Annotated in this window: 18 protein-coding genes and 1 pseudogene; 1 reads left to right on the top strand and 18 read right to left on the bottom strand. The window is 36.8% G+C overall.

Annotation, left to right across the window (positions count from 1 at the left end; genetic code table 11):
• Positions 1 to 38 precede the first annotated feature (38 nt).
• The 13 genes from IGI96_RS07795 to IGI96_RS07735 all read right to left on the bottom strand — a co-directional run bounded on the left by IGI96_RS07795 (position 39) and on the right by IGI96_RS07735 (position 14,492).
• Complete coding sequence (locus IGI96_RS07795; RefSeq protein WP_010748507.1) at positions 39 to 896, bottom strand: alpha/beta hydrolase; 858 nt, start codon at positions 894 to 896, stop codon at positions 39 to 41.
• A gap of 12 nt (positions 897 to 908) precedes the next feature.
• Positions 909 to 2,357, bottom strand: a complete 1,449-nt coding sequence (locus tag IGI96_RS07790) for an FGGY-family carbohydrate kinase (protein ID WP_086338868.1) — start codon at positions 2,355 to 2,357, stop codon at positions 909 to 911.
• A gap of 1 nt (position 2,358) precedes the next feature.
• Positions 2,359 to 3,300: a transketolase family protein gene (locus tag IGI96_RS07785; protein ID WP_086338867.1), complete on the bottom strand. Its 942-nt coding sequence runs from the start codon at positions 3,298 to 3,300 to the stop codon at positions 2,359 to 2,361.
• Positions 3,287 to 4,123 (bottom strand): transketolase, encoded by an 837-nt coding sequence (locus IGI96_RS07780; protein ID WP_005231740.1) that lies wholly within the window; start codon positions 4,121 to 4,123, stop codon positions 3,287 to 3,289. The genes IGI96_RS07785 and IGI96_RS07780 overlap by 14 nt, the downstream gene beginning before the upstream one ends.
• Complete coding sequence (locus IGI96_RS07775; RefSeq protein WP_010748503.1) at positions 4,114 to 5,532, bottom strand: L-fucose/L-arabinose isomerase family protein; 1,419 nt, start codon at positions 5,530 to 5,532, stop codon at positions 4,114 to 4,116. The genes IGI96_RS07780 and IGI96_RS07775 overlap by 10 nt, the downstream gene beginning before the upstream one ends.
• A 31-nt stretch (positions 5,533 to 5,563) precedes the next feature.
• Complete coding sequence (locus tag IGI96_RS07770; RefSeq protein WP_016608966.1) at positions 5,564 to 5,851, bottom strand: PTS Lactose/Cellobiose specific IIB subunit; 288 nt, start codon at positions 5,849 to 5,851, stop codon at positions 5,564 to 5,566.
• Positions 5,852 to 6,020: 169 nt separating this feature from the next.
• Positions 6,021 to 7,028, bottom strand: a complete 1,008-nt coding sequence (locus tag IGI96_RS07765) for a LacI family DNA-binding transcriptional regulator (protein WP_086338866.1) — start codon at positions 7,026 to 7,028, stop codon at positions 6,021 to 6,023.
• A gap of 117 nt (positions 7,029 to 7,145) precedes the next feature.
• On the bottom strand, positions 7,146 to 9,167 hold the full coding sequence (gene pulA / locus IGI96_RS07760) for a type I pullulanase (RefSeq protein WP_438784989.1): 2,022 nt from the start codon (positions 9,165 to 9,167) through the stop codon (positions 7,146 to 7,148).
• Between the two features lie 515 nt (positions 9,168 to 9,682).
• On the bottom strand, positions 9,683 to 10,558 hold the full coding sequence (locus IGI96_RS07755) for an IS3 family transposase (protein WP_234976689.1): 876 nt from the start codon (positions 10,556 to 10,558) through the stop codon (positions 9,683 to 9,685).
• Positions 10,528 to 11,094: a helix-turn-helix domain-containing protein gene (locus tag IGI96_RS07750; RefSeq protein WP_015509615.1), complete on the bottom strand. Its 567-nt coding sequence runs from the start codon at positions 11,092 to 11,094 to the stop codon at positions 10,528 to 10,530. The genes IGI96_RS07755 and IGI96_RS07750 overlap by 31 nt, the downstream gene beginning before the upstream one ends.
• Positions 11,095 to 11,508: 414 nt before the next feature.
• Complete coding sequence (locus tag IGI96_RS07745; protein ID WP_086338815.1) at positions 11,509 to 13,257, bottom strand: DUF2326 domain-containing protein; 1,749 nt, start codon at positions 13,255 to 13,257, stop codon at positions 11,509 to 11,511.
• The gene (locus tag IGI96_RS07740) at positions 13,248 to 13,502 is read right to left on the bottom strand and encodes an ABC-three component system middle component 6 (protein WP_086338816.1); all 255 of its coding nucleotides are present in this window, start codon (positions 13,500 to 13,502) and stop codon (positions 13,248 to 13,250) included. Before IGI96_RS07740 ends, IGI96_RS07745 begins: the two co-directional genes overlap by 10 nt.
• A gap of 33 nt (positions 13,503 to 13,535) precedes the next feature.
• Positions 13,536 to 14,492, bottom strand: a complete 957-nt coding sequence (locus IGI96_RS07735) for an ABC-three component system protein (RefSeq protein ID WP_438784988.1) — start codon at positions 14,490 to 14,492, stop codon at positions 13,536 to 13,538.
• Between the two features lie 996 nt (positions 14,493 to 15,488).
• On the opposite strand from IGI96_RS07735, the pseudogene IGI96_RS07730 reads away from it, so the two are divergent.
• Positions 15,489 to 16,208: pseudogene (locus IGI96_RS07730) on the top strand (tyrosine-type recombinase/integrase); the annotation flags it as partial.
• 328 nt (positions 16,209 to 16,536) lie between these two features.
• Here the strand turns inward: IGI96_RS07730 and IGI96_RS07725 are convergent.
• From IGI96_RS07725 to IGI96_RS07705, 5 genes are all read right to left on the bottom strand, one after another.
• A complete protein-coding gene (locus tag IGI96_RS07725) occupies positions 16,537 to 17,640 on the bottom strand; it encodes a DUF3800 domain-containing protein (RefSeq protein ID WP_086338818.1) in 1,104 nt (367 codons plus the stop codon).
• Positions 17,641 to 17,714: 74 nt separating this feature from the next.
• Complete coding sequence (locus tag IGI96_RS07720) at positions 17,715 to 19,013, bottom strand: hypothetical protein (protein WP_438784987.1); 1,299 nt, start codon at positions 19,011 to 19,013, stop codon at positions 17,715 to 17,717.
• 185 nt (positions 19,014 to 19,198) lie between these two features.
• Positions 19,199 to 19,936 (bottom strand): TatD family hydrolase, encoded by a 738-nt coding sequence (locus IGI96_RS07715; protein WP_197525958.1) that lies wholly within the window; start codon positions 19,934 to 19,936, stop codon positions 19,199 to 19,201.
• Positions 19,923 to 21,125, bottom strand: coding sequence for a hypothetical protein (locus IGI96_RS07710; protein ID WP_438784986.1), 1,203 nt, complete (start codon positions 21,123 to 21,125; stop codon positions 19,923 to 19,925). The genes IGI96_RS07715 and IGI96_RS07710 overlap by 14 nt, the downstream gene beginning before the upstream one ends.
• Positions 21,125 to 21,763: a hypothetical protein gene (locus IGI96_RS07705; protein WP_438784985.1), complete on the bottom strand. Its 639-nt coding sequence runs from the start codon at positions 21,761 to 21,763 to the stop codon at positions 21,125 to 21,127. Before IGI96_RS07705 ends, IGI96_RS07710 begins: the two co-directional genes overlap by 1 nt.
• Between the last annotated feature and the right edge of the window lie 283 nt (positions 21,764 to 22,046).

Genomic DNA, 22,046 nt, shown 5'->3' with positions numbered 1-22,046 from the left:
TCTCCTTTCATCGGCACAAGTTGTGCACCGACGGTTTTTTAATCAATATAACTACTGAGCCAGCCTTCGCACAGCTCAAACCATTTAGCGACATGGGCATTGTGGTGACTTGGCTTGCGTGCCGTTGTTCGATCCGCTAATGCCAGTCCGTGTTCGCCTTTTTCAAAAATATGCAGTTCGAATGGAATCTCGGCTTCTCTTAATTTGACCGCCAGCTTCAACGAGTGCGCCACATCGACTAAGACGTCTTCCGTCGTATGCCAGAGAAACATCGGAGGTGTCCACTGATCGACATGATGCAAAATGTTCATGGATTGAATGGCTTCTTCCGTCGGTTGTTTACTCCCAAAAAAGCGTTCGTTGGCAGTTAAAGGTTTTTCGATCAGACTAGCAGCAAAGCCTAGCTCATCGATTGGGAAGGCATGCTCTTGATAAACCAATGGGTAGCCGGCGATCGCCAAATTCACTTTCAGTAAGTCACTGCTAACGCCCAACGCTTCTGCCAGCTCAGCATCGTGCCAGCGCGTCGCTAACTGCAACGCTAGATGTCCGCCTGCTGAAAAACCGCAAACGATGATTTGCTCCTCATCCACCAACCATTCTTGAGCATGCGCACGAATGGTTTTGACGGTTTGGGCGGCTTCCATCAAGGCATTGTGGGGAACGTTTTTCACTTGGTCACCGGTGGTGTACCATAAAACAACACTATTTAGCCCGATACTATTGAATTTCAAGGCAATGACTTCCGCCTCTCGATCACTGGTAAATGCGTAGCCGCCGCCTGGACAGACGATCACTAGCGGTCGTTTCTTGCCGACATTGTACTCTTTGGATTGGTGCAATAAATAGGTATCCACGTAAGCCGTTTGATTCAATTGGATTCGTTGGGTCTCCATATAGTTCCTCCTTTATCCTTCACTAAAAGCAGCTGATTTCTCAATGAACCGTTTCCATTTTTCATATTTCAAACGGATCACGGCCTGTTCGGCTTGCGGAACGATCGTGGTTTGCTGAATAGCTGGTTCATTCATGGTTGGATTGGCAACAAGCATTGTGCCGATGGCTGAAAATTCTTCGACTTCGCTGACGATGACGGGTTTATTGATCAAAGTCGCCAATAAGCTCATCAAGGCGCGGTTTTTCGAAACACCGCCATCGATCATTACCTGATTGATCAGTCGTTCAGCGACTTCTTCCATCACATCGATCACTGCTTTGATTTGAAAAATGATGCTTTCTAAAACGGCTTTCAACAGCTCATGAGTCGTCGTCGTGCGTTTCATGCCGACAAAGCTGGCAGTCATCGTATTATCCCAAAAAGGGGCACCCATTCCTTGCAATGCTGGGATAAAATAGATGTCTTCTTGACTGTCATTGGTCAGCACTTCTTGACAAATCTCAGCTACATCTGGCAGCGGAGCCACTTGCTCACTGAACCAGTTGATGGCGTCACCACAGGAACGGATGATGCCTTCTAGCGCAAACGCTGTTTCCTGGCTAGTTTGCCAGCCGACCGTCGTCAAAATGCGGCGATCTCGCAACGTCTGCTCCTGCTGCACTTGCATCATGATCGAACAACCGGTACCCATCGTGATTTTTACATCCCCAAGGCTTTGACAACCTTCCCCGAATAATGCCGCTTGTGAATCGGCTAAGATTCCTTTGATAGGGATTCCGTGATAGTTACCGAAAACCGTATCAGCAGGTTTGATCGCTGGCAAGTCTGCTAAATGGATGCCAAAAAGTTTGACGAGTTCTGCATCCCAACGGCCCTCTTCAATATTGTAAAACAATGTTCGGCAAGCGTTGCTGGCTTCTGTCGCAAATACCTTCCCTTGCGTTAAATTCCACAACAGCCAGCTGTCCATCGTACCGATCGCCAACTCGCCAGTTCCCGACTTTTCCTTGATAGCCGATAATTCTTGTGCCAGCCATTTCACTTTGGTGCCAGAAAAATACGGGTCTAAGCGTAAACCGGTCTTTTGATTGATCGTCCTTTCCCAGCCTTGTGCCGTCAATTCTTCACAAATCGCGGCGCTGCGGTTGCATTGCCACACGATCGCATTGTACAAGGGATTACCAGTCAATCGGTCCCATGCAACGATCGTTTCTCGCTGATTGGTCAAGGACAAGGAAACGATTTGACCTGCAGTGATCGCTTGTTCTTGAAACACTTGTGCCAGCAATTCTTGGACATTTTGCCAAATCTCGAGGGGATCATGTTCGACCCACCCGACTTTTGGATAAATTTGGCGATGTTTTTTATCGTAACGCTGCAGGATTTTCCCTTCTTGAAACAGTAAGAGCTTGGTACCGGATGTACTCTGATCTAAAACCAGCTGATAGTTCTTGTCCATCTTAAGCTCCTAGAAACGCAACCGCTGTTTTCGCTATGGAGGCACCGTCTAATCCATAATGGGCAAACAGTTCTGACGAAGAACCAGTAATCAAGGCTTCATCCGGAAAAGCAATGATTTTTTGTCGAATGTCCGTTTCTTCTGTCAGTGTTTCCGCCACGGCAGCTCCTAAGCCGTTGTATTGGCTGTGTTCTTCCACAGTGATCACGGTGCCTGTTTCTTTCGCCACTCGTTTGACCGTTTCTGAATCAAAGGGCTTCAAGGAATGAACATTTAAAACGGTAGCAGTGATGCCTTGTTTTTCCAATAGCTCCGCAGCATCCAACGCTTGGCGCACGGTTTCGCCAGTGGCGAGCAATGCGACATCTTGACCGCTTCTCAGCTTAATGGCTTTGCCGATCTCAAAAGGATAATCTGCAGAATCATAACAATCTTCAACAGGATTGCGACCGAGACGGATATAGGCTGGTTCATTTGATGCCGCTAAGGCTTTAAACATTTGGATCGTTTCAAAGCGATCTGCTGGCAACAGCACTTGCAAATTAGGGATCGCTCGTGCCACTGCGATGTCTTGCAAGGAATGATGACTCATGCCTAATGCCCCATAACTGACACCGCCGCTGATGCCTACGAGTTTGACATTCTTATTCGAATACGCGACATCGACTTTGATCTGCTCGATACTGCGCATGCTGAGAAAACAAGCTGGAGATGCAACGAAAGGGCGTTTGCCCATATGGGCTAAGCCAGCCGCAATACTGACGATGTTTTGCTCTGCGATCCCTACTTCCACCAATTGTGTCGGTAATTCCTTGGCAAAAGGTGCTAACGAAGCGGAACCACGAGAATCACTGGTCAACACCGTGATCGCAGGATTCTTTTTTCCTTCTTCAATCAATACGTCGCACATTGCTTGGCGATTGGCAATATTATTTTTTCCCATGAGTCAAAACCTCCATTTGCTGATCAAGTTCGGCAATGGCTTGTGCAAGCTCTTCTGCCGTTGGCACTTTATGATGCCATTGCGCTTGATTTTCGGCTGCAGAATAGCCTTTGCCTTTGATGGTTTTGGCAATGATCAGCTTCGGTTGATTGGGCTGATGCGGTTTTTCTAATGCAGCCACCAAGGCAGCCATATCATTGCCATCAACGATATGCACATCCCAACCAAAGGCACGCCATTTTTCATCTAGCGGCTCCACTGCCATCACATCTTCCGAGGCTCCAGTGATCTGCAAGCCGTTGCGATCAATGATGGCGGTCAAATTGTCCAGCTGGTAGTTGGCAGCCGCCATGGCTCCTTCCCATACCGAGCCTTCTGCTAATTCGCCATCTCCCAACAACGTATAGGTTTGATACGTGCGGTGATCCAGTTTGCCTGCCAAAGCGATCCCTACTGCGACAGGTAAGCCGTGACCTAGTGAACCAGTATTCATCTCAACACCAGCTACTTTATTGTTTGGATGACCGATCAGTCTTGAACCAAATTGCGAAAAGGTGGCTAATTCTTCTTTCGGCAAAAAACCTTTGTCCGCTAAAACGGCCCATAATACTTCTGCCGCATGTCCTTTACTTTGGATATACTGGTCACGATCTTGCTTTTGAGGATCTTTCGCATCGACATTCATTATCCGATAATACAAGGCCACTAAAATATCGGTACAAGAAAGATCCGAACCAGTATGACCCGTTTTTGCTTGATAGATCAGCTCTAACACGGATTTTCGAATCGTTAAAGCCTTCATCTCCAGCTCGTTTATTTCCATGATTGATCCCCTCTCAAGTATGCTTTGACGTCTTCTTCGATTGGATCATAAAAATCTGGCTGCACGCCGATGTATTTGCACGCTTCGTACAAGATCGGCACCACATTTTTTCTGACCGCCGCAACATGATGAATATAAGGGCCCTCAACGAGTTTGAATTCCAAGCGATTCAAATTCGCAAATTCCAGATAGAGATAGGTCCCTTGATTGTATGGGCCATCGATCCCTTTACCAGTACCCATCAGTAGGGAGTACTCGCCGTTGTCCCCATCAAAGCGACACAGCGTATACTCGTCTTTGATTGCCCGAAAAGCGACTGATCCTGGATAGTCAAAAACAAAATGTCGTTGCGGCAAGATCGGTTTGGTCTCTGCGGTGGAATAAGCAAAAACTCCTAAGTGCTGCAACAATTCGCCATTCTCGTTTTCTGGATGGCGGCAGTTGACATCCGCAAAGATCGCACGGTGTTCCCCCAACGAAGCGGCTTCGACCAACAGTTCCGAGATCGCCCCATGGACATCCGTCTCACAGACAAAAGGCAAGCCTTCTTCTTGTAGCAGCGACAAGGAGGCATACGGTAAAATACCGATTTCGTCTTGTAAGGCCGTCCAACACTGGATGACTCCTGCATTGCAGCCGTAGCTTTCACATAAGTTTTGCAAAGCCACTTTAAGGGCTGCCACCATCTCCAAATCTTTCGCCGAAATTTGGACTTCCGTATTGGTTTCAAAATAATCAATGACTGCTTGCACTTTATCTGGCTGCTGTTCTTTGACTTTCTTGATTTCTTGCACTACTTCTTGGATCGGTACTGGCGAAAGCGAAATATTGAAACGCTCCAATAGTTCGCCTTCGTTGCAGATCACGGTCCAAAAATCAAAGGGGCGTGGGCCAACTTGCAAGATTCGTGTTTGTTTGAAGGTCTTGACGACATTGCAGACTTTGATAAAGTCTTGCAAGCCGCGGGCAAATTCTGGTGAATCAATATCAGAATTTTTGACATAGGTGAAAGGTACCTTGAAACGGCGCAAGACTTTCCCAATAGCGAAAAGACCGCATTGCGTATCCCGCAAACGTGAACCGTCGGCGGCTGGCGTCTCATCTTTAGGTCCCCACAGTAAGACGGGGACATCTAGTTTTTTGGCTAAACGAGCACAGGCATATTCCGTACCAAAGTTTTCATTGGCTAGAAAAAGACCGTCGATTTTTGCTGCTTTGAATTTTTCGGCGATTTTTTCAACCCCTTCATCATCGTATAGTAAGCCGTCTTCATTGATATCTAAAATATCTACATAATCAATGGCGAGTTCGTCCATTTTTTGTCGTGTCAGATTGGCGTACTCAATGGCTGCTTCTGCACTAAACAAATTTCTTCTAGTCGGGGCGAACCCGATGGTTACTTTATCCATAAAACCACCCTTTGCGTTTTAGTATATTTAGCTAAATTTTTATTTCTTCGACGATTCGTGCTACATTTTTGCTCAGAAATTCCTCATCCGTCAGTAAAACGATTTTTTTATCAGGAAAGGCTGCTGCGACTTTCGCTTGATTGAAGCGGGTTTGAGGAGCTAAAATCAAAAAATCATAGTCATTCCCCACCATAAATATTTCTGAAAAAGGCGCGGAATTGACTTGGTAATGCTGATCATCCGCTAGTTGTTCTTTGAGCGCTTTGACGAGCAGTGCACTGGAGAGCCCAGTGGCACAAAAAAGACCGATCTGTGTCATCTATTCACTTCCTCAAAATGTAATCCCTTACTTTTTACACCTTAAATATAGCACAAGCTAAATATTTTGCAATAGTTTTAGATAAATATTTTTGTTAAATAACTAAAGAAGGGCAAAACGCTTGCTAAACGTTTTGTCCTTCTTCTTATTTTTCATATTATTTTTATTCTTAATTGATGCTTTCGCGTTCGACGATCGTCGTGGCGACCAGCATTTTCAGATGGTTTTCATCTTCACTCGTGATTTTCTCGATCAAGCGTCGCACGGCTTGGCGACCAAGGTACACTTTATCTACTTTGACGGTGGTCAGTGGTGGGTTGCAAAATTCCGCCAAAGGAATATCATCGAACCCAACAATGGTCAACGGATGATCGGGAAACACTTCGCGAATGGCTTTCATGGCACCGATGGCGATATTGTCATTGACCGCAAAAAAAGCGCTTGGCAACGGTCGCTGATCGGCACGCAAGGATTCCAAATAGACCTTCATGTCTTGATAGGAGCCTTCCAAGGTGGGTTCTACTAAGGCTTCCGTCTCTTCATAATGGATCAGATCATGCTCTTGGATCGCTTGGATGAACCCTTGCTTGCGTTCCCGAAAGTTGTTGATTTGAAAGGTTGAATTGATGATGCCGATGTCACGGTGGCCTTTTTCGATCATCTTTTCAACGATCTCATAGGCACTGTCACGATTATTGATGGCGACAAAATCAAAGTCCTGCGAATTAAACACCGTATCTAAAATCACTAACGGTACTTCCAAATGGCGAAAGACTGCTAAATCTTGTTTTTCCAATTCCGTTCCTAGCAATAGCAAACCATCTGCTAACTCTGGACGGATCTTTTCGATCGGGTCTTCTTCTGGTGCCAGTGTGATATGGGAAATGACCAGTTCATAGCCTAACGCACTGCACTCCATTTCGATTCCTCGGATCAATTCAGAAAAGAAAGGCGTATCCCCTACGACATTTCCTTGTTTGTTCATTATGACAAATTTGATTTTTTGGCTTTCCGTTTTTTTAATTTCTCGCTGATCAAAATACCCCATCTCACGAGCGATCTTCAAGATCGCTTGCCGTTTTTGTTCACTGATCCCCTTCCGATTGTTGATCGCATTAGAGACTGTTCCGCTGGAAACGCCAGCTTTTCGGGCAATATCAGAGATCACAACTTTCATTTGCTCACCGCTTTCTGCTTCTCATTCTGTTAAAAGTATAGCAAAAGAATTGTTTTTTTACTACCAAAAAAGCTAAAACAAACTAAAATTTTTAGTTTGTTTTAGCTTCTACTTTGATTAGTTACTTTGTTCCGCCAAAATGCTGAAGGACAATGGGTCGATGGTTATCCTTGGCGCTGCTACGCCGCGAGAAGCGATCCCAGCTCCTTTGGGGTCAGCAACGAGGTGCCATGTGACATTTTCTGTTGTCGTCGGTAAGTCAAAGGACCAGCTTTCTTCCGTGCTGTTGAATAAAACGAACAAGGAACGCCATGGATGCTGTTCGTCACGATTGGGTACTTGATACGCCAAGCGATTTTCATCCTTTGTCTCATAAAAGACCATGCTTTCAGCCGTTTGGGTCGTGGCATCTCTCAATGGTGCATAGGACTGCCGCAATGCCCACAAGCCCCGATACAGCTCGCGCAATTCTTTGAAGGTTTTGGCACGTGCCCAATCCAGCTGATTGACTGTCAGTGGCGAACGGAAGGAATTTTCATCGCCTTCTTTGGTACGGCCAAATTCTTCCCCAGCTTGGGTCAGCACGGCTCCTTGGCTAGTAAACAAAATGGCTGCTGCTAGTTTGTTACGGGCTAAAAGCTCAGGATCAAAATCATAATTTCTTTCCTTCGCTGAAGCCTGCATGGTTGCCACCAGTTTGTCCCATAAGGTCAAATTATCATGGACTGACGCATAGGCGATCACTTGGCGGGGTGATTTTGCCCAGCGCTCGGCGCCTTCTTGCCCAGCAACTTTCGTATTTCCTTGAATCGCCGTTGCCAAATTTTCCGCATAAAAGGTTTGCTTGACTTGCGGTTGACCATTCATTCCTTGAATAAACGCGCCGTCTGTTTCTTCAAAGACATCGCCTTTAATACTGTCTCTTAAATCATTGCTAAAAACCGCAACGCCTTCTGACAGTGCCCAAACATTGCTTTTATTCGCTGGGATATTCGGCTGAATAATTTGATTGCTGCCGGCATCCCATGGCTCGCCGTATAGAATCACATGGCTGAAGCCGGCATCATCTAGGCGTTGCCGCAACTGGTTCATGGTTTCCACATCGATCAAGCCCATCAAATCAAAACGAAAGCCGTCGATTTTGTATTCTTGCGCCCAATATAAAACCGAATCAATGATAAATTTGCGCATCATTTTCCGTTCAGAAGCCACTTCATTGCCGCAAGCAGAACCGTCCGCAAAATTCCCCGCATCATCTTGGCGGTAGTAATAATCAGGCACCGTCAAATTAAACCATGATTCTTCTGTGATCGCAGTGTGATTGAAGACCACATCCATCACAACGCCGATGGCTTCTTCATGCAACGATTGGATCATTTGCTTGCATTCACGAATCCGCGCCTTGGGATCACTAGGATCAGAAGCGTATCGTCCTTCAGGTACATTGTAATTTTTCGGATCATAGCCCCAGTTGTAGGCAGAAGAAGTTTCATCATTGTCAAAATCGAAGATCGGCAGCAGATGAACATAATTGATCCCCAGCTCTTTTAAATAAGCCATGCCAGTTGGTTGACTTTCATCTCCCACCAGATGGGTCTTTTTTTCAGTGAAGGCTAAATATTTTCCGCGATTTTCTGGTGAAATCCCGCTGTTTTCGGCGCTGCTGAAATCTTCGACATGCAATTCCCAAATATAGGCATCTGTGATCGATTGCTGACCGACGCCGTGAGTCTCCTGCCAGCCTTCAGGATCTGTTTCCTTTAAATCAATGATGGCCCCACGGTTCCCGTTGATCCCTACTGCCTTGGCATAAAGATCCACCGCTTCGACTTTTTGACCGTCTCGTTGAAATTCAAACGTATAAAACAGCTCTTTGACGGTTTCTTCCGTCGTGACTTGCCAACAGTTGTCTTCTTGGACCATTGGCAGCGTCAGCAGGCGATCGTCAGCCCCAGCGACACCGCTTTGATAAATCAATACTGAAACGGCCTCTGCTTCTGGTGACCAGCATTTGAACGTGGTTTGCTGTCCTTGAAAAGTCACACCAAGATCATTCCCGTGATACGTATGTTCTTCTAAAAAACCGATCCTGCGATCGATCGCAATCTTTTTTTCTCCATACTGCGTGTTTTGTCCCATCAAAATTCCTCCATTCAATGTTGCTAACTATAAAACCCAGTTACTTTTCTGCTATTTCTACCTTCTCATATTTCTTGAAAATTGCCAACAATAACTGACAGCGTACATACAAAAAACAGCTAAGACCAAAAAAGCAGGCAATGTACATGCTGAAAACCAGCGCATAGGGTGAAAGAAGCATGATGACAATAGGGGCTGCAGTCAGAAGATGAAGACTAAGCATTTTAAAAGGGTGCTTTGCGGCGACTTTGATGCTGTTCAAAAGGATCGTTTTGATTCCGCTATCGTAACGTGCGAGTAAGAAAAACGAAACTTGGAAAAACTGAAGCCACATGAACGTACAAATTACTAAGCCTACGGTAAAAAGATCAGGCGTCCCTTTTAGTTGGAAATAATACAACCAATCAGCAGTCAAAAGCCACAAAGAAAAAAGTAGACTAATGTAGTGACCCCAAAAAGTTAGACTTTTATGGAGTGGAGAAATCCACTCCTTTTTTGTACGATAAAATTAACTGTTAAACAGCTGTTTTTACAGCTTCTCGAAACTGAACTGGACTTCGCCAATTTAATTTCTTTTTGATGCGTTTATGGTTGTAATAATAGATATATTGGTCAATTTTTGTTTTCAATTCATCTAAACTCCGATAGACTTCTCCATGAAAAATCTCTTGCTTTAATAAACCAAAGAAGTTTTCCATAGGTGAGTTATCTAAACAATTCCCTTTACGAGACATACTCTGGAAGATTTTATGCTGCTTCAATTTATTCTTATAAGCATTCATTTGATAGGCCCATCCTTGATCTGAATGGAAGGTTCTACGAAATGGACAATCATTTGTCATCTGGATTGCTTCTTCTAATCCTTCCATTATGGCTAGTGCGTTTGGTTTTTCAGAAATCCGATAAGATAGAATTTCACTATTGTAGAAATCCATGAAAGGATCTAAATACAGCTTTTTCTGACGAACGACACCTGTGGTGTCTACTTCATAATACTTAAACTCTGTGGTATCAGTTGTAATTTTTTGGTGACAGATATTTGTATAAAACCGACGATGAATACGATTTTTGGCGACAGTGCCAACCTTCCCACGATAAGAATTGTACCGTCGAGATTTTCGAGTGTAAGACTTTACTTCGATACCTAGTTTTTTTATCAGACGTTGAATCTTCTTTTTATTGACATGAATCCCTTGATTCTCTAATTCTTTTTTTAGTCGCAGACAGCCATAGTCTTTATGCTCCTTGCGAATTTCAATCATTTTTTCTTCAATTTCTTGGTCTGGGTTTGGTCTGTCAAACCGTTTCTGCCAATACATATAGGTTGCTTTAGGAAATTTCAATGTTTCAAGAAGCTCAACTAGTTTGAATGATCCTCGGAGGCTGGCGATGATTCGTGCGATTGATTCTTGCGTCTTTGCTGGGCTTCCTGTTTTCGCAGCTTCCTCAACTCTTTTAAAAAGGCATTCTCAATTTGAAGGGATCGGACTTGCTTTTCTAATGCCTTGATACGATCGCGTTCTTCAGTTGTTGTATTTTCTTTTTTGTTCTCTTTTTTTCTAGCCAAAGTAAGTGGTCGTCCTTTCTCTTTTGAGATCCCCTCAATACCTGCTTCTCTGAAATTACGCATCCAATTGGCAATAAGCGCAGGGTTGTTCATTTCTAAAGTGCTGGCAACTTCTCGATAGGACATCTCACTTGTTTGATATAACTCTATCGCATTTAACTTAAATTGAACAGAATATTTCTGATTTTGATGCTTTCTCAATAGACCTTCCTCTCCGTATTCACGATAGGCATTCACCCAATCACTTACTTGAGACTTGCTTGAAATACCGTATTTATTGGCAAGATGCCGATATCCACCCACACCACTAAGATATTCTTTAACGATTTTTAGTTTTAATTCAAAAGGATATTTTGCCATACAAATAGCGACCCCCAAAAGTTAGATTTTTGGTCTAACTTTTGGGGGTCGCTTCATTTTTGAGTACTTCTTTTTATATGTTTAGATTTCTATTACTCTTTGCTAGTTTTACTGGATTTATAAGCGAATAAATTCGCAACGCATCCGGCAATTGACGTTTCGAAAAATGTGAAGCTTTACGAGCTTTCTTAATACCTGGTTCAAACAACGGTTGTTTGAATGAACATCAAAAAGCTTTAAAAACAGTGCTTTTCGGAACTTTCAAAGTCTAATATTTCAACTAGTTTGAATCCCTTTCATGTGAATAGTGTAAACTTTAACATAAAAATATAATTCTGAGCTAGAAATTACCAAAAATTCACACCGTCATTCGACTTTGTTATATAAATATCTCTTGTTAAAAATTTATCATTTTTAATCATATTTTAAATCTATATCCATACCTAAAAGTTTAGTTTCACTAGATTCATCCGTTAACTCAAGAATAGTATTATCAGCTATCAACTGTGAGACAACTTCATATTCTTCTTCTTTAATAACCTCTTTTAAACTTGTAATCATATCTTGATTAAGTGATACTATATATTGAAACTCACTATTATCTGAATAACCAATTTCATTTTCCAATACTTCTAATAAAGCTAGTCTTTGACGAGGGTCCATATTAGCTAATAATCTACTATCATGAAAAATCATTCTTATTTCTGTATTACGTAGTAATAATAGAGTTAAATCAAAACAGAAAATCGTAACCTCATTAATACCATCAGACGAATCTCCTACAATCTTGGCTTCAATATTAAATCTTTTTTGATTATCACCATTGTTTAGCTTTATCTCTATACCACTTGGCTTGTCATTATAAAATTGTTTAGCCAATCCTCTGAAAGTCCCTCTAATATTATCAATAAGGTTTTGATTATCATGAATATATTTTAAAGTATCTGTATTCTCTTTTTCAAAAATTTCTTTAGTTTTGGAAAGCTCCAATTCAATTTCTGATAACATTTCACGATATTCTGACAATTTTTGATACTGTCTTTCTAGTTCTCCCTTACGTTGGATAACAGCGTTATACTCATCTAATGCACCATGAGTATCTAAAGTTTTCAATATTTCATCATACTGATGACCTTTTGACGTTATCTCTTTAGTTAAAATTTCTATCTTTTCAGAGGTTTCCTTTTGTTGTTGTAACAATCTATTTTTACGAACAGATATAAGTTGATCATGAAACGTAGTCACTTCTTCCAATCGCTTTAGCACATTACTTGGAAATAAAACATTAGCTTCTTCATACATCTTACTAACTTCATTTAAAGTTAAATTAGGTGATAACTTAAGTCCTTTTTTTATTGAATTTAATCTCTTTTGAAGTAAAACTCTTTTATTCTCTAGTTCTCTTCTCTTAGTTTGAAGCTGCGTAGCTTCTTCTTCTAAATCATTGTAATTTTCAGCAATTCTATATTCTTTAATCGTTTGTTCATATTCAGCAATTTTGTCTTTGATCTCTAATATTTGCAAATCAGTATCATCATTGTTTTGAAAATATTGTTTGACTATGGAGTCCTGCTCCAAAGTCGCTTGCGTCTTTCTCAGAGCTTCTTCTTTTTTTCTATTATCTTTTTTAGCTTCTATCAATCCTACATCTAATCCTAATAAATAACTGTTATTTATTAAAGAGCTATATTCCGATTCGTTTTTTACATAACTTTTGTATGAAGTGTACGATGCTCTATTTCTTCTAATAAATCTTGAAATTAATGTTCTAAAAGTAATTTCACTAATAGCTGTCTCCGATGAAAAATCAAAAATTAGTTCCATGACTTTCAATTTAAATTTATTCAATCCATATATTTCACCATCTAAATAAATATCATTTTGATTTTTACAGCTCCTAATAACAGTATGCTGACTACCCTTAGCTTCAAATTGTAAAATAAACTCCCATTCATTCAGATTCTCTTCAAAAGAAGTAATCTTATTACTCCCTAAGCAAAAATGAATTAATTCGATAATTAAGGACTTGCCAACCCCATTGTAAGTGGATTTTTTATCAAAAACTTCGTTATCAAATTTTTTCCCAACTATATAGTTAATACCTTTTTTAAATTTAATATCATGAAATGAATACTTATTAGCAGACAACCATACTAAGTGCATAAATTCAGCTTACCTCCTTCCTTTAAATCTAATGCTCCCATTAAAAATAAAAAATCTATACTTAAAATAAACTTATCAAATGTTAAATCTACAATTAAATTTTTTGTTTTATTTTTTTTTTCAAGCTTTACCCAAAGTTCATCGACAGTTAAGTGAGTATCTGAGCTTCTAAATGATGAAAGAATTAGACCACCTAACCCATATAATGTTTCAGATAAATAAATATGTTTCTCTGGTAAAATCAATCCTTTCACCCCCCTATATTTTTTATGTAAAATTCATTTAGGTTCCTCAAATATATCGCAAGTCTCAAAAAAGTATGCAAATAGCGACTCTACAGCTACCATGTTTCCAAAAGTTTTATCTTCTGAAGGAAGGCATTCCTCTAACATATACATATACCTTAAATCAGGATAATTATCACTATCATCTAAAATTATTTTTTTGGACTCAGAATATAATTCTGAAAATCTTTTTTGGAGCTCAGATCGAATAAGATTTCCTTGGTTCATAAAGAAAATTTCTATGTCTCCATAATTTTCGCTATATCTTCTTATTCTATCAGCGACTGCTGAACTAATCATTTTACCATCGTTATTGCCAAAGTTAAATAGTATTTTGTCATTGAAATCTGGAACAGCTAACTTATCTTTTCCACTACTGACAGGAAGCTTCAAAATGAAATCTATCACTTCTGTTAAAGCTGCATAATCAAGATCAATTCCGTCAATGCTTTCTGGTAAATAGCCAATTATTGAAAACACTGTATCTAAATCCAATTCTAAAATCAAATTCTCAAGATCTCTTGGCCCCATTAAATTTGTTTTGATATCATTATCTTGACCTATTTCTTTTAGAATATCTTTCAATCCTTGAAGCTCTTTGTGTATCTTTGCGCCTACACCTTTATATTTATCATTTACTACAAAATAAAATTCTTTGACACCATCCCACTGTTTAATTAAACCTGTAAAATCAGTTTCTATTTTTTTTCTAGCATCAGATATACTCTTTTCTATATTCTCTGGTCCATAAACCTGAAAATAAATGCCTTCTTCTCCGATATAACCATCATTTTTCATGTCTCCATGAGAACCTTGCGGCTTTACAGAATGAAAATTTGGATACGTTTTGCTCATTATCTTTACAAATAAATCTTCAAAGGCTTGGGCATCAGATGAGTAAATTAAGTTCTGAAACCGTAATCTACAAATATATTTTGTTTGTCTATCCATAAATATTCACCATTCACTTTATATTATCTGATTTGATTTTATCATAGAATATGCCTTTAGATAGCATTATTTTAAACCTAATAATCAAAAAAGCTCACGAAAATCGTAAGCTAGTTTTTCAGACTATAATTCCACTATACTCCTCTATTTTACCCTTGAATACATTTTTGCTGTATTAACAGATGTAGATGCTATCGCAGACATTCGTGCAGATGAAGCAATATCTTATTGTAGATATTTTATTTCTTCTTGAATTGATAATTGATCTTCATAAAATTGCTGTTGTTCTAGAAGGTTGTATACCTCTTTTAGAGTCTTGCCACTGCCTTCATCAATTAGTCTCCAAAGACGATAAACATCAGAATAGTTATAAAATTTTTCTGGAAAACCATTTTTCCATTGATATACTCTGAATTATTTACCTCTTGATTAAAAATTTGATTCGCTTTTTGTAACTCTATCGTGGCTATTCTTACCCAATAATTCTTTTTTTTCATATAATAAAATCACAATAATTATTAATCTACTGTTCAAAAAAAGATGATCCCGTTAAAATCATGGATATATTTAAAACAAATATGAAATGGAAAATGACAAAAGACTTGCTTCTAGCACCGGCCAAAGCAATGGAAAAAAGTCTATGAAATCAAAGAAGTAGTAATAATAAACTATTCTTCAATTCTATTATTTTAAAATACAATAAATGGATCAAGAGGTAATTCATATGAAAGTAATCCTACCAGCTGAACAAATAAAGGAAATTCAACTGTTGCTAACTGAACTTATAAAACAAGAGCTAAACAACCAATTACACAATGGCGGATTATAAGGGCCTTACTTAAATAAAGAACAAGCTTGTGATTAAAATTAGCAAAACTGCTATATTCGATAGACACGAAATCCATAAATGGATTAAAGGATTAGAGAAGCATGCCTGGTTATTTTATAATTAGTATATGATAACATTCTAGCTCAGAAGCAAAGGAGAGCTTTATCATGACAATAACTAAAACAAAAATGAAATATACAGACTTAGAGTGTATCTTTCCGAAGAAGCCTGAGCTTCTTTTGGGGTTGTTTCAAAGACTTTAGAAAAACGTTTTAAAATAAGTGGAGATGAAAAAAATTCGAGCTTGAGACACGTAATAAAATAGACAAAATCTTAAATGGTGGTTATCTATCTGTTCATGAGGTGGATACAGATATTCTTTTCTCTGACTTTTACAAAAATGTTTGGTGGGAAGCTTATAAAGCTGGTCAAACTACTTCGACTGATAAGCCTCCTTCTGATGTAACTATTGAAAATAAGGAAATGAAAAAACCGTCTTCTCAGTCCCAAATGAATTGATTACTCTGCTTCACTCTTAGAAATTGCAACAGCCAAAAGAACTAGCACATGTTAATATCATTCAAACGAACAAACAATATGTATTTACCTATATTGATACCAAAAAAAATGTTAAAAGTCGTTTACATGCTGACTATTTAAACAGTATAATGAAGGCTGTTAGAAATAGACATCCAGAGCTGAAACATGCGACTCCACACAAATTGAGACACACTGTAGCGACACTAGCACGTCAATCAGGTGTGTCACTTGAAAAGATGTCAGAAGCTCTGACACATAGCGTTACAAGCACTACTAAAACCTATGTAAACGTCTCTAATGTCGTTCCAATAACTGTTGGCGAAATCGCCTATCGAAATAAAAAAAACGATTTGTGTGGAAATGGAGTGAATTATAGGGTCAACTTTTCTCGTAATCAACAAAAAAACGCCAGATGGTGGTAACCAAAAGGCGTTTGTAATGTTGATATAAAGCGAATATTAACGTTTTGAAAACTGTTAAGCTTTACGAGCTTTCTTAAGACCTGGTTCGATTATTGGAATTTGAATGAGTTTCAAAACCCTTTAGCATCAATGGATACAGCGTGATTCATATTTGAAAATTTCAGTGGGTTTCAAGAAATTTGAAATCAATGGTGTCAACTTTTTAAACAAAAATATGCGAGCCGAAACAGATACAATAAATATTTTCTAAATATCAGAAATTATATTCCATAAAATAATTTATTTTCTCTTCAAATTGATTGCTACCAGAGCCATGTTTGAAACCAAAACTTTCTAAAAGCGAATTGTACATTAAGCTCTGAAACTGAATTATGGTTTGTTTTTGTGCAACTGGTAAATTTAAGAATAATTCGTTTAACTCAGAAATACTGTGACTCTCTAAAAATCCCATCCACATCCTTAGAATTCCTACAGTTAAATCTGATAATTGAACAAATATTGAATTGTCTGATTTAACAAATTCGTATGAAACTTTTTTTCCAAACACTTCAATTGTGTTTTTATCCAAAATTTTTTGTATTTCTAATTCCTCATCGAACACATGAATAGAATTATAAAAAATAAGGATTGAATTTCTATAGATATCTGCGTAATTTTCAATCAAAACCCTGTCAGTATTACCTTCTAAAAATATCAGAATATCCTTTCTATGACTTTTCATACTTTGCCTCAAATATTCAATATCAAAATTATTTCCATCGGGGTTTATTCTCTCAAACCAATTCAATATTTCATCAATAAATTGGTTATGATCTTTTATATTAGGATAGTCAAAGTAAATCATCAAATGAATAAACCAATCTTTATCTTTAGTAATACAGTCATATAAAGTACTTTTTAGCCCTCTATTAAACTCGAAACCTCCAAAAGAAGATTCTTCAAGTGAATCTACAATATCAACTATACTATAATAAAAATTATCTCTATAGGAATAATGAATCCAGCATTTATTATCATACAGCCACTCAATAAAATCTCTAACACGTTTTTTAGAAATCAATTCCAAAAATACTTTAGCTTTCTGCTGAATATGCTTAAATTTTATTTCCATGGAATTCTGCTGAACTTTCAACTTTTCTACGAGATTCTTTAAACTATCCTCACTTGGATACTTTCCTTTCTCAAATGCAAGTCCTCCTAATATGAAATATGCTTTCTCATTAAAATTAAAACCATCATCTGTTAAACGAAAAACACGTGAGTTATTAGTCTCATCATAGTAAAGTTCATATTCTTTGTCCATTTTTGGAACGTTATGAAGTTCTGAAATAGTCTTAACAACTTTTGTATAGTCCATTAAATACTTTACTTCTTTCTATAGTCTAGTTTGAGCAGCTTTTTCTATAAAATCTTTTAAATAGTTGTTTATTTTTAAATCAAACTAGCAGAATTTATGATAGCCATCTCTGCTATTTTTTTTATTAATGGAACTTCTTTTTTCAATATCACCTCATGATTATAAGGATGATATGTCAAATCTTTTTTTCCACTTTTACTATGAACTAAAGAATTTCTAGTAAAGTATATTCGTTTTGCAATAGGTCCAAATCCGTTCTCATTTTCAAAAGTTACTACAGGACCATCAGAAAATGTTACTTTACTGCATGAATAGTAATTAACATCGTCCACACTTAATTTATTCTTTAAATCTGAAATATCTATAAATTCTTTTAATACATATTTCAAAGATTCTAATTCATTTCCCTGACCATCTTCACCAAATTGACGTAGCCTGTTCTGTGCGAATTTAGCAAGTTTAAGTAATTCTTCATCACTCTTGTAGGAAAAATCAGGATGTGTTATTTTCTCTCTCATGTCTTTTACAAGATATCGAAAATAAGTTTCATCATAAAAATACTCTAGAACATGGTAAAAAGAAATATATTGAATATATGGATCTATTGATGACATAGCTTTTTTATAATAATTAATAATATCCCCATTGTATGTTTTCAGTGGGGCAACTTCTAATTGTTGTATTGTCCTATCAATTTTTGTCCTAGAATAAAAGAGAACTAAGTCAAATTCTACACAGTCATTCAATGCTTTATCTGTTGAATACATCGTATTGAAGATATAACCATTTTTTAAATTAACAAAAGACTCAAAAGATTTATTTTTATCAGAAGCAATTTTGAGCGAAACAAATCTCCCTCTTAAAGATTTAAAAAGAAAATCAATTATTGATAAATTTTCAAATTCTTCACTATTTCTTTCGCTATAAGAAGAATGTATGCTCATATATCTTAAACTATTGAAAAAACGAGAATCCATTTTTTTTTTGCTTTTTTTTAAAAAGATTTTCTCAATAGTTCTTTTTATCAGATATACTAGTAATTCGGGAGAAATGGTAGATATCTCGTATAAAATCCCATTTTGGTCATCATTCAATTTTAGACATTCATCATCTTGATCATTTCTGAAATTGAATAATAAAGAATTACGTGAATCATTCTCTAGGATCACTTCCATATATTTACTATTATACATAGTCGCCTGATCAAAAGAAAAATTTTCTAATTTATCATATATTTCTCTCATATTTTTTTCAGAGAACCAATTCTTAGCATCAGAAAATCTTGGTATTGTAAAATATGTCTCATTTCCTTTTTCCACTATATCAAATCTAAAGAACTCACAAAAATAATCTCTAAATTCTATATAATTCATCAGTTTCCCTCCTTAAATTTCCTCAGAAAAAAATATCTTGGTAATTCCTTTAAATGAATTTTTCCATTTTATAATTACACAAACCTATATATTGTTTTTTACAATATGTTCAACATGAAATATTTATTATCAATAAATAACTTTAAATCAACACTCTAAAGTTTCACTATACTTAAATTTTTGACTTAGTTAATTCGATCAATATCTTTCTGAAATAACAGCCTTTTAAAATTAGAAAAAACTATCTTTTCAAAACCTGGGATTACCTTCTCAAAATCATCATAAATTTCTTTTAAGTCTCGGGGATAAACAATCTTTTTATCCTTTCTTGCAAATGGTCCATCCGTTTCAAACAATAGTTGTGATTTAGGAATGCTTTGAATGATTTCCAACCCATTCTTTGAAGAAAGCATTTTATGATTTACAGAAAAAAAATAACCCGATTCAGCAATATCTTTCAACGTTTTTTTTCCACCAGTATACCAATGAAAAATTGCATTTCTCACATTATTTTTTTTGAGTATCTCAAGAACTTCCACTTCTGCTTTTCTAGAATGAATTGAATAAATATTACCTTTGTTGTACTTAGGATTAGTTATTTGTTGAAATATTTCAACTTGCTCTTTTTTTAATCGTTGATTTGATCCAGAAAAATCAAGTCCTACTTCTCCAATATATCTAGTATACTTCAATCCTTTTTCAAACTCATTCCTACTAAAAATATACTCTCCTACCATATCTGGATGAAACCCTAATGCCATTCGTACATACTTATAGTTCTCATATTCATATCGAGTTTTCAAAAATATTTCCGGCAAGTAAGTGACAAAAATAGCGTATATCTTCAATTCTTCATACTCTTTAGCTAACTCTAATGGTTTTGAATAAAAATCAATGTGAACATGCAAATCAATATATCCCATATTTTTCAATAAACCTTTCGTATTCAGAGACAAATTTATCAAACATTATTTTTTGTTTTTGTAAGTAACTTTCATCCTCATGAAATTTCGGTTTATTGTTAGATATTTCACCAAAGATTGTATCATTTTTAATAGCTTCGACATATGCTTCAAAATATCCCACATTGTTATTGTAATCTTTCAAATAATTCTTTGGCGCAGAAGTGATATTTTCATACCCAACAAAATATTCAGTATCAAAAGTCTCATTATCATGCGAAGCTAAAGATATTTTTCTAAGTATACATGGAATACAAGTACCACATTGCCCTTTATGTTTGTAATGTCTTCCAGCTCTGCTTTTACCACATGTAAAAGTATTTTTTATTTGTGATTTAAATTCAAAATTCATATTTGCAATAACTTCTCCTTTAGTTTTATACTCAAACTTGTTTAAAATTCGAATATCATAGCCAAGAGCAGTAAGAAGTTCATTGTAAAGAAATATTGTTTTAGGATGAGTGGTTTTTGTAGTAAATCTTCCAAATTCTGGATTCAAAGATAGGATGCCATTCTCATACATTCTAATCTCTCTTGTAGAGTTAGATATTGCTTTCGATATCGCTAATGAAAGATACAATAAAGATCGTGTAGACTGAAAGTGAAATGTTTTTGCTTTTTGATATTTATTCCTAATATCAATCTCACTTCCGTGGACAGAAAAAATCTTATTATAAAAAGATTGTAATAATACTTGGTGTGTTTGCTCTTCTGACTTATTGACGTATCCCACGTAATCACTTAGAATATTACTTGAAAAATTATGATATGCTCCTGCTAGAGAATCTAGTCGTCCTGAAAAAAGAGTTATACACTTTTTTTGAGAACTAGGAATTTCTAATGGTAAAATATTAAATATTTTTGTGTTTTTTTCAAACATCACATTAAACAGATCTCCAGATACCCAATTAAGAAGTTCAATCAATTGATCCTTTGAACTTTCCCATCTTTCAATATTATATACTTTTGCTGAAACAGCTATTTTTCTAGGGGCTTTATTATTTGAATCTCCACCTGTAGAAATATCTCCATCAAAAGCTGCAAGCATTACGTTAACTATGTCACAGGCATTACATCGTTCATGTTCACTCATATAATAGTAATCTGTAGCTTCATCAATAAAATCTTGAAAGTAAGAATTTGTTTCCATTAGAATCCACCAAAATTTTTAAGTTTATCAGCAATCTGTTCGTTTACTGTAGCCAACGTTATTTTACCATCAATCAAGTTCGAAATATTTTCTCTCACATCATCTTCAAATAACTTATCAGCAAGAGGTTCAATGAATTCCTTTCTAATTTGCGGGATAGTTAATCCTTCATCTAAACCTTCTAATGCTCCTTGCATTGTATTTTCTAATGACAGGAACACAATTCGGTATAACAATTTCTCTATAAAATACCTTTCATCTTTTTCTTCATTAATAGTTTCTGCTAAAGCTATTCGCAATGATTTTAGTAATATTTCAGACATTTCCACATTCAGATTATCTTCAACAAGCTCCATTACCTCGTTTATCCATTGTTCTCTTTTTAACAAATTATGTGCTATTTCTTCACACTCATCTTCTTCCAATGCATAAAGTTTTGAAAGCTTTCCACCTACAACACCTACAACACCTACAACACCTACAATACTCTGATAAGTTTCTTCAGAAACTTCTTTGCCAATAAAATTACTTTTTATCGTACTAGTTATTTGTGGCAAACTCGATTTGGCCTCGTCAATAGACTTTCCTGCGAGAATTTTTCTAATAGATTTATCAACTCTAGCTTTGTTTGTTCCCATGAAATCACTCCGTTCTTATTTAGTATAGAAAATAGCTTTCCTTTTAACCAATTATACAAGGTTATGGCATTTCTTATAACCTAAAAATCAAGTTTTGTTAAAAATAATACTTCAATCATTTATATATATATTTATATATAGTATTGTCTTATTCCATTTTCTACTTATCCTAGCGAAATAACTCTATAAGTATATATTACGAATATATGAATTTAACGTGAATATGCGTTTTGGTATAGTAAACTTGTTTGGATCAGTATTACAGTTCTTGATGCATTTTTAC

The sequence above is a fragment of the Enterococcus sp. DIV0421 genome (assembly GCF_051713745.1).
Lineage (GTDB): Bacteria > Bacillota > Bacilli > Lactobacillales > Enterococcaceae > Enterococcus_D > Enterococcus_D casseliflavus.
This window is presented reverse-complemented; position numbering and strand designations above follow the sequence as displayed.

Excerpts from the sequence above, each read along its gene's own strand:
- IGI96_RS07795 (WP_010748507.1), bottom strand. The coding sequence starts at position 896 with ATGGAGACCCAACGAATCCAATTGAATCAAACGGCTTACGTGGATACC.
- IGI96_RS07790 (WP_086338868.1), bottom strand. The coding sequence starts at position 2,357 with ATGGACAAGAACTATCAGCTGGTTTTAGATCAGAGTACATCCGGTACC.
- IGI96_RS07785 (WP_086338867.1), bottom strand. The coding sequence starts at position 3,300 with ATGGGAAAAAATAATATTGCCAATCGCCAAGCAATGTGCGACGTATTG.
- IGI96_RS07780 (WP_005231740.1), bottom strand. The coding sequence starts at position 4,123 with ATGGAAATAAACGAGCTGGAGATGAAGGCTTTAACGATTCGAAAATCC.
- IGI96_RS07775 (WP_010748503.1), bottom strand. The coding sequence starts at position 5,532 with ATGGATAAAGTAACCATCGGGTTCGCCCCGACTAGAAGAAATTTGTTT.
- IGI96_RS07770 (WP_016608966.1), bottom strand. The coding sequence starts at position 5,851 with ATGACACAGATCGGTCTTTTTTGTGCCACTGGGCTCTCCAGTGCACTG.
- IGI96_RS07765 (WP_086338866.1), bottom strand. The coding sequence starts at position 7,028 with ATGAAAGTTGTGATCTCTGATATTGCCCGAAAAGCTGGCGTTTCCAGC.
- pulA (WP_438784989.1), bottom strand. The coding sequence starts at position 9,167 with ATGGGACAAAACACGCAGTATGGAGAAAAAAAGATTGCGATCGATCGC.
- IGI96_RS07750 (WP_015509615.1), bottom strand. The coding sequence starts at position 11,094 with ATGGCAAAATATCCTTTTGAATTAAAACTAAAAATCGTTAAAGAATAT.
- IGI96_RS07745 (WP_086338815.1), bottom strand. The coding sequence starts at position 13,257 with ATGCACTTAGTATGGTTGTCTGCTAATAAGTATTCATTTCATGATATT.
- IGI96_RS07735 (WP_438784988.1), bottom strand. The coding sequence starts at position 14,492 with ATGGATAGACAAACAAAATATATTTGTAGATTACGGTTTCAGAACTTA.
- IGI96_RS07725 (WP_086338818.1), bottom strand. The coding sequence starts at position 17,640 with ATGGACTATACAAAAGTTGTTAAGACTATTTCAGAACTTCATAACGTT.
- IGI96_RS07720 (WP_438784987.1), bottom strand. The coding sequence starts at position 19,013 with ATGAATTATATAGAATTTAGAGATTATTTTTGTGAGTTCTTTAGATTT.
- IGI96_RS07715 (WP_197525958.1), bottom strand. The coding sequence starts at position 19,936 with ATGGGATATATTGATTTGCATGTTCACATTGATTTTTATTCAAAACCA.
- IGI96_RS07710 (WP_438784986.1), bottom strand. The coding sequence starts at position 21,125 with ATGGAAACAAATTCTTACTTTCAAGATTTTATTGATGAAGCTACAGAT.
- IGI96_RS07705 (WP_438784985.1), bottom strand. The coding sequence starts at position 21,763 with ATGGGAACAAACAAAGCTAGAGTTGATAAATCTATTAGAAAAATTCTC.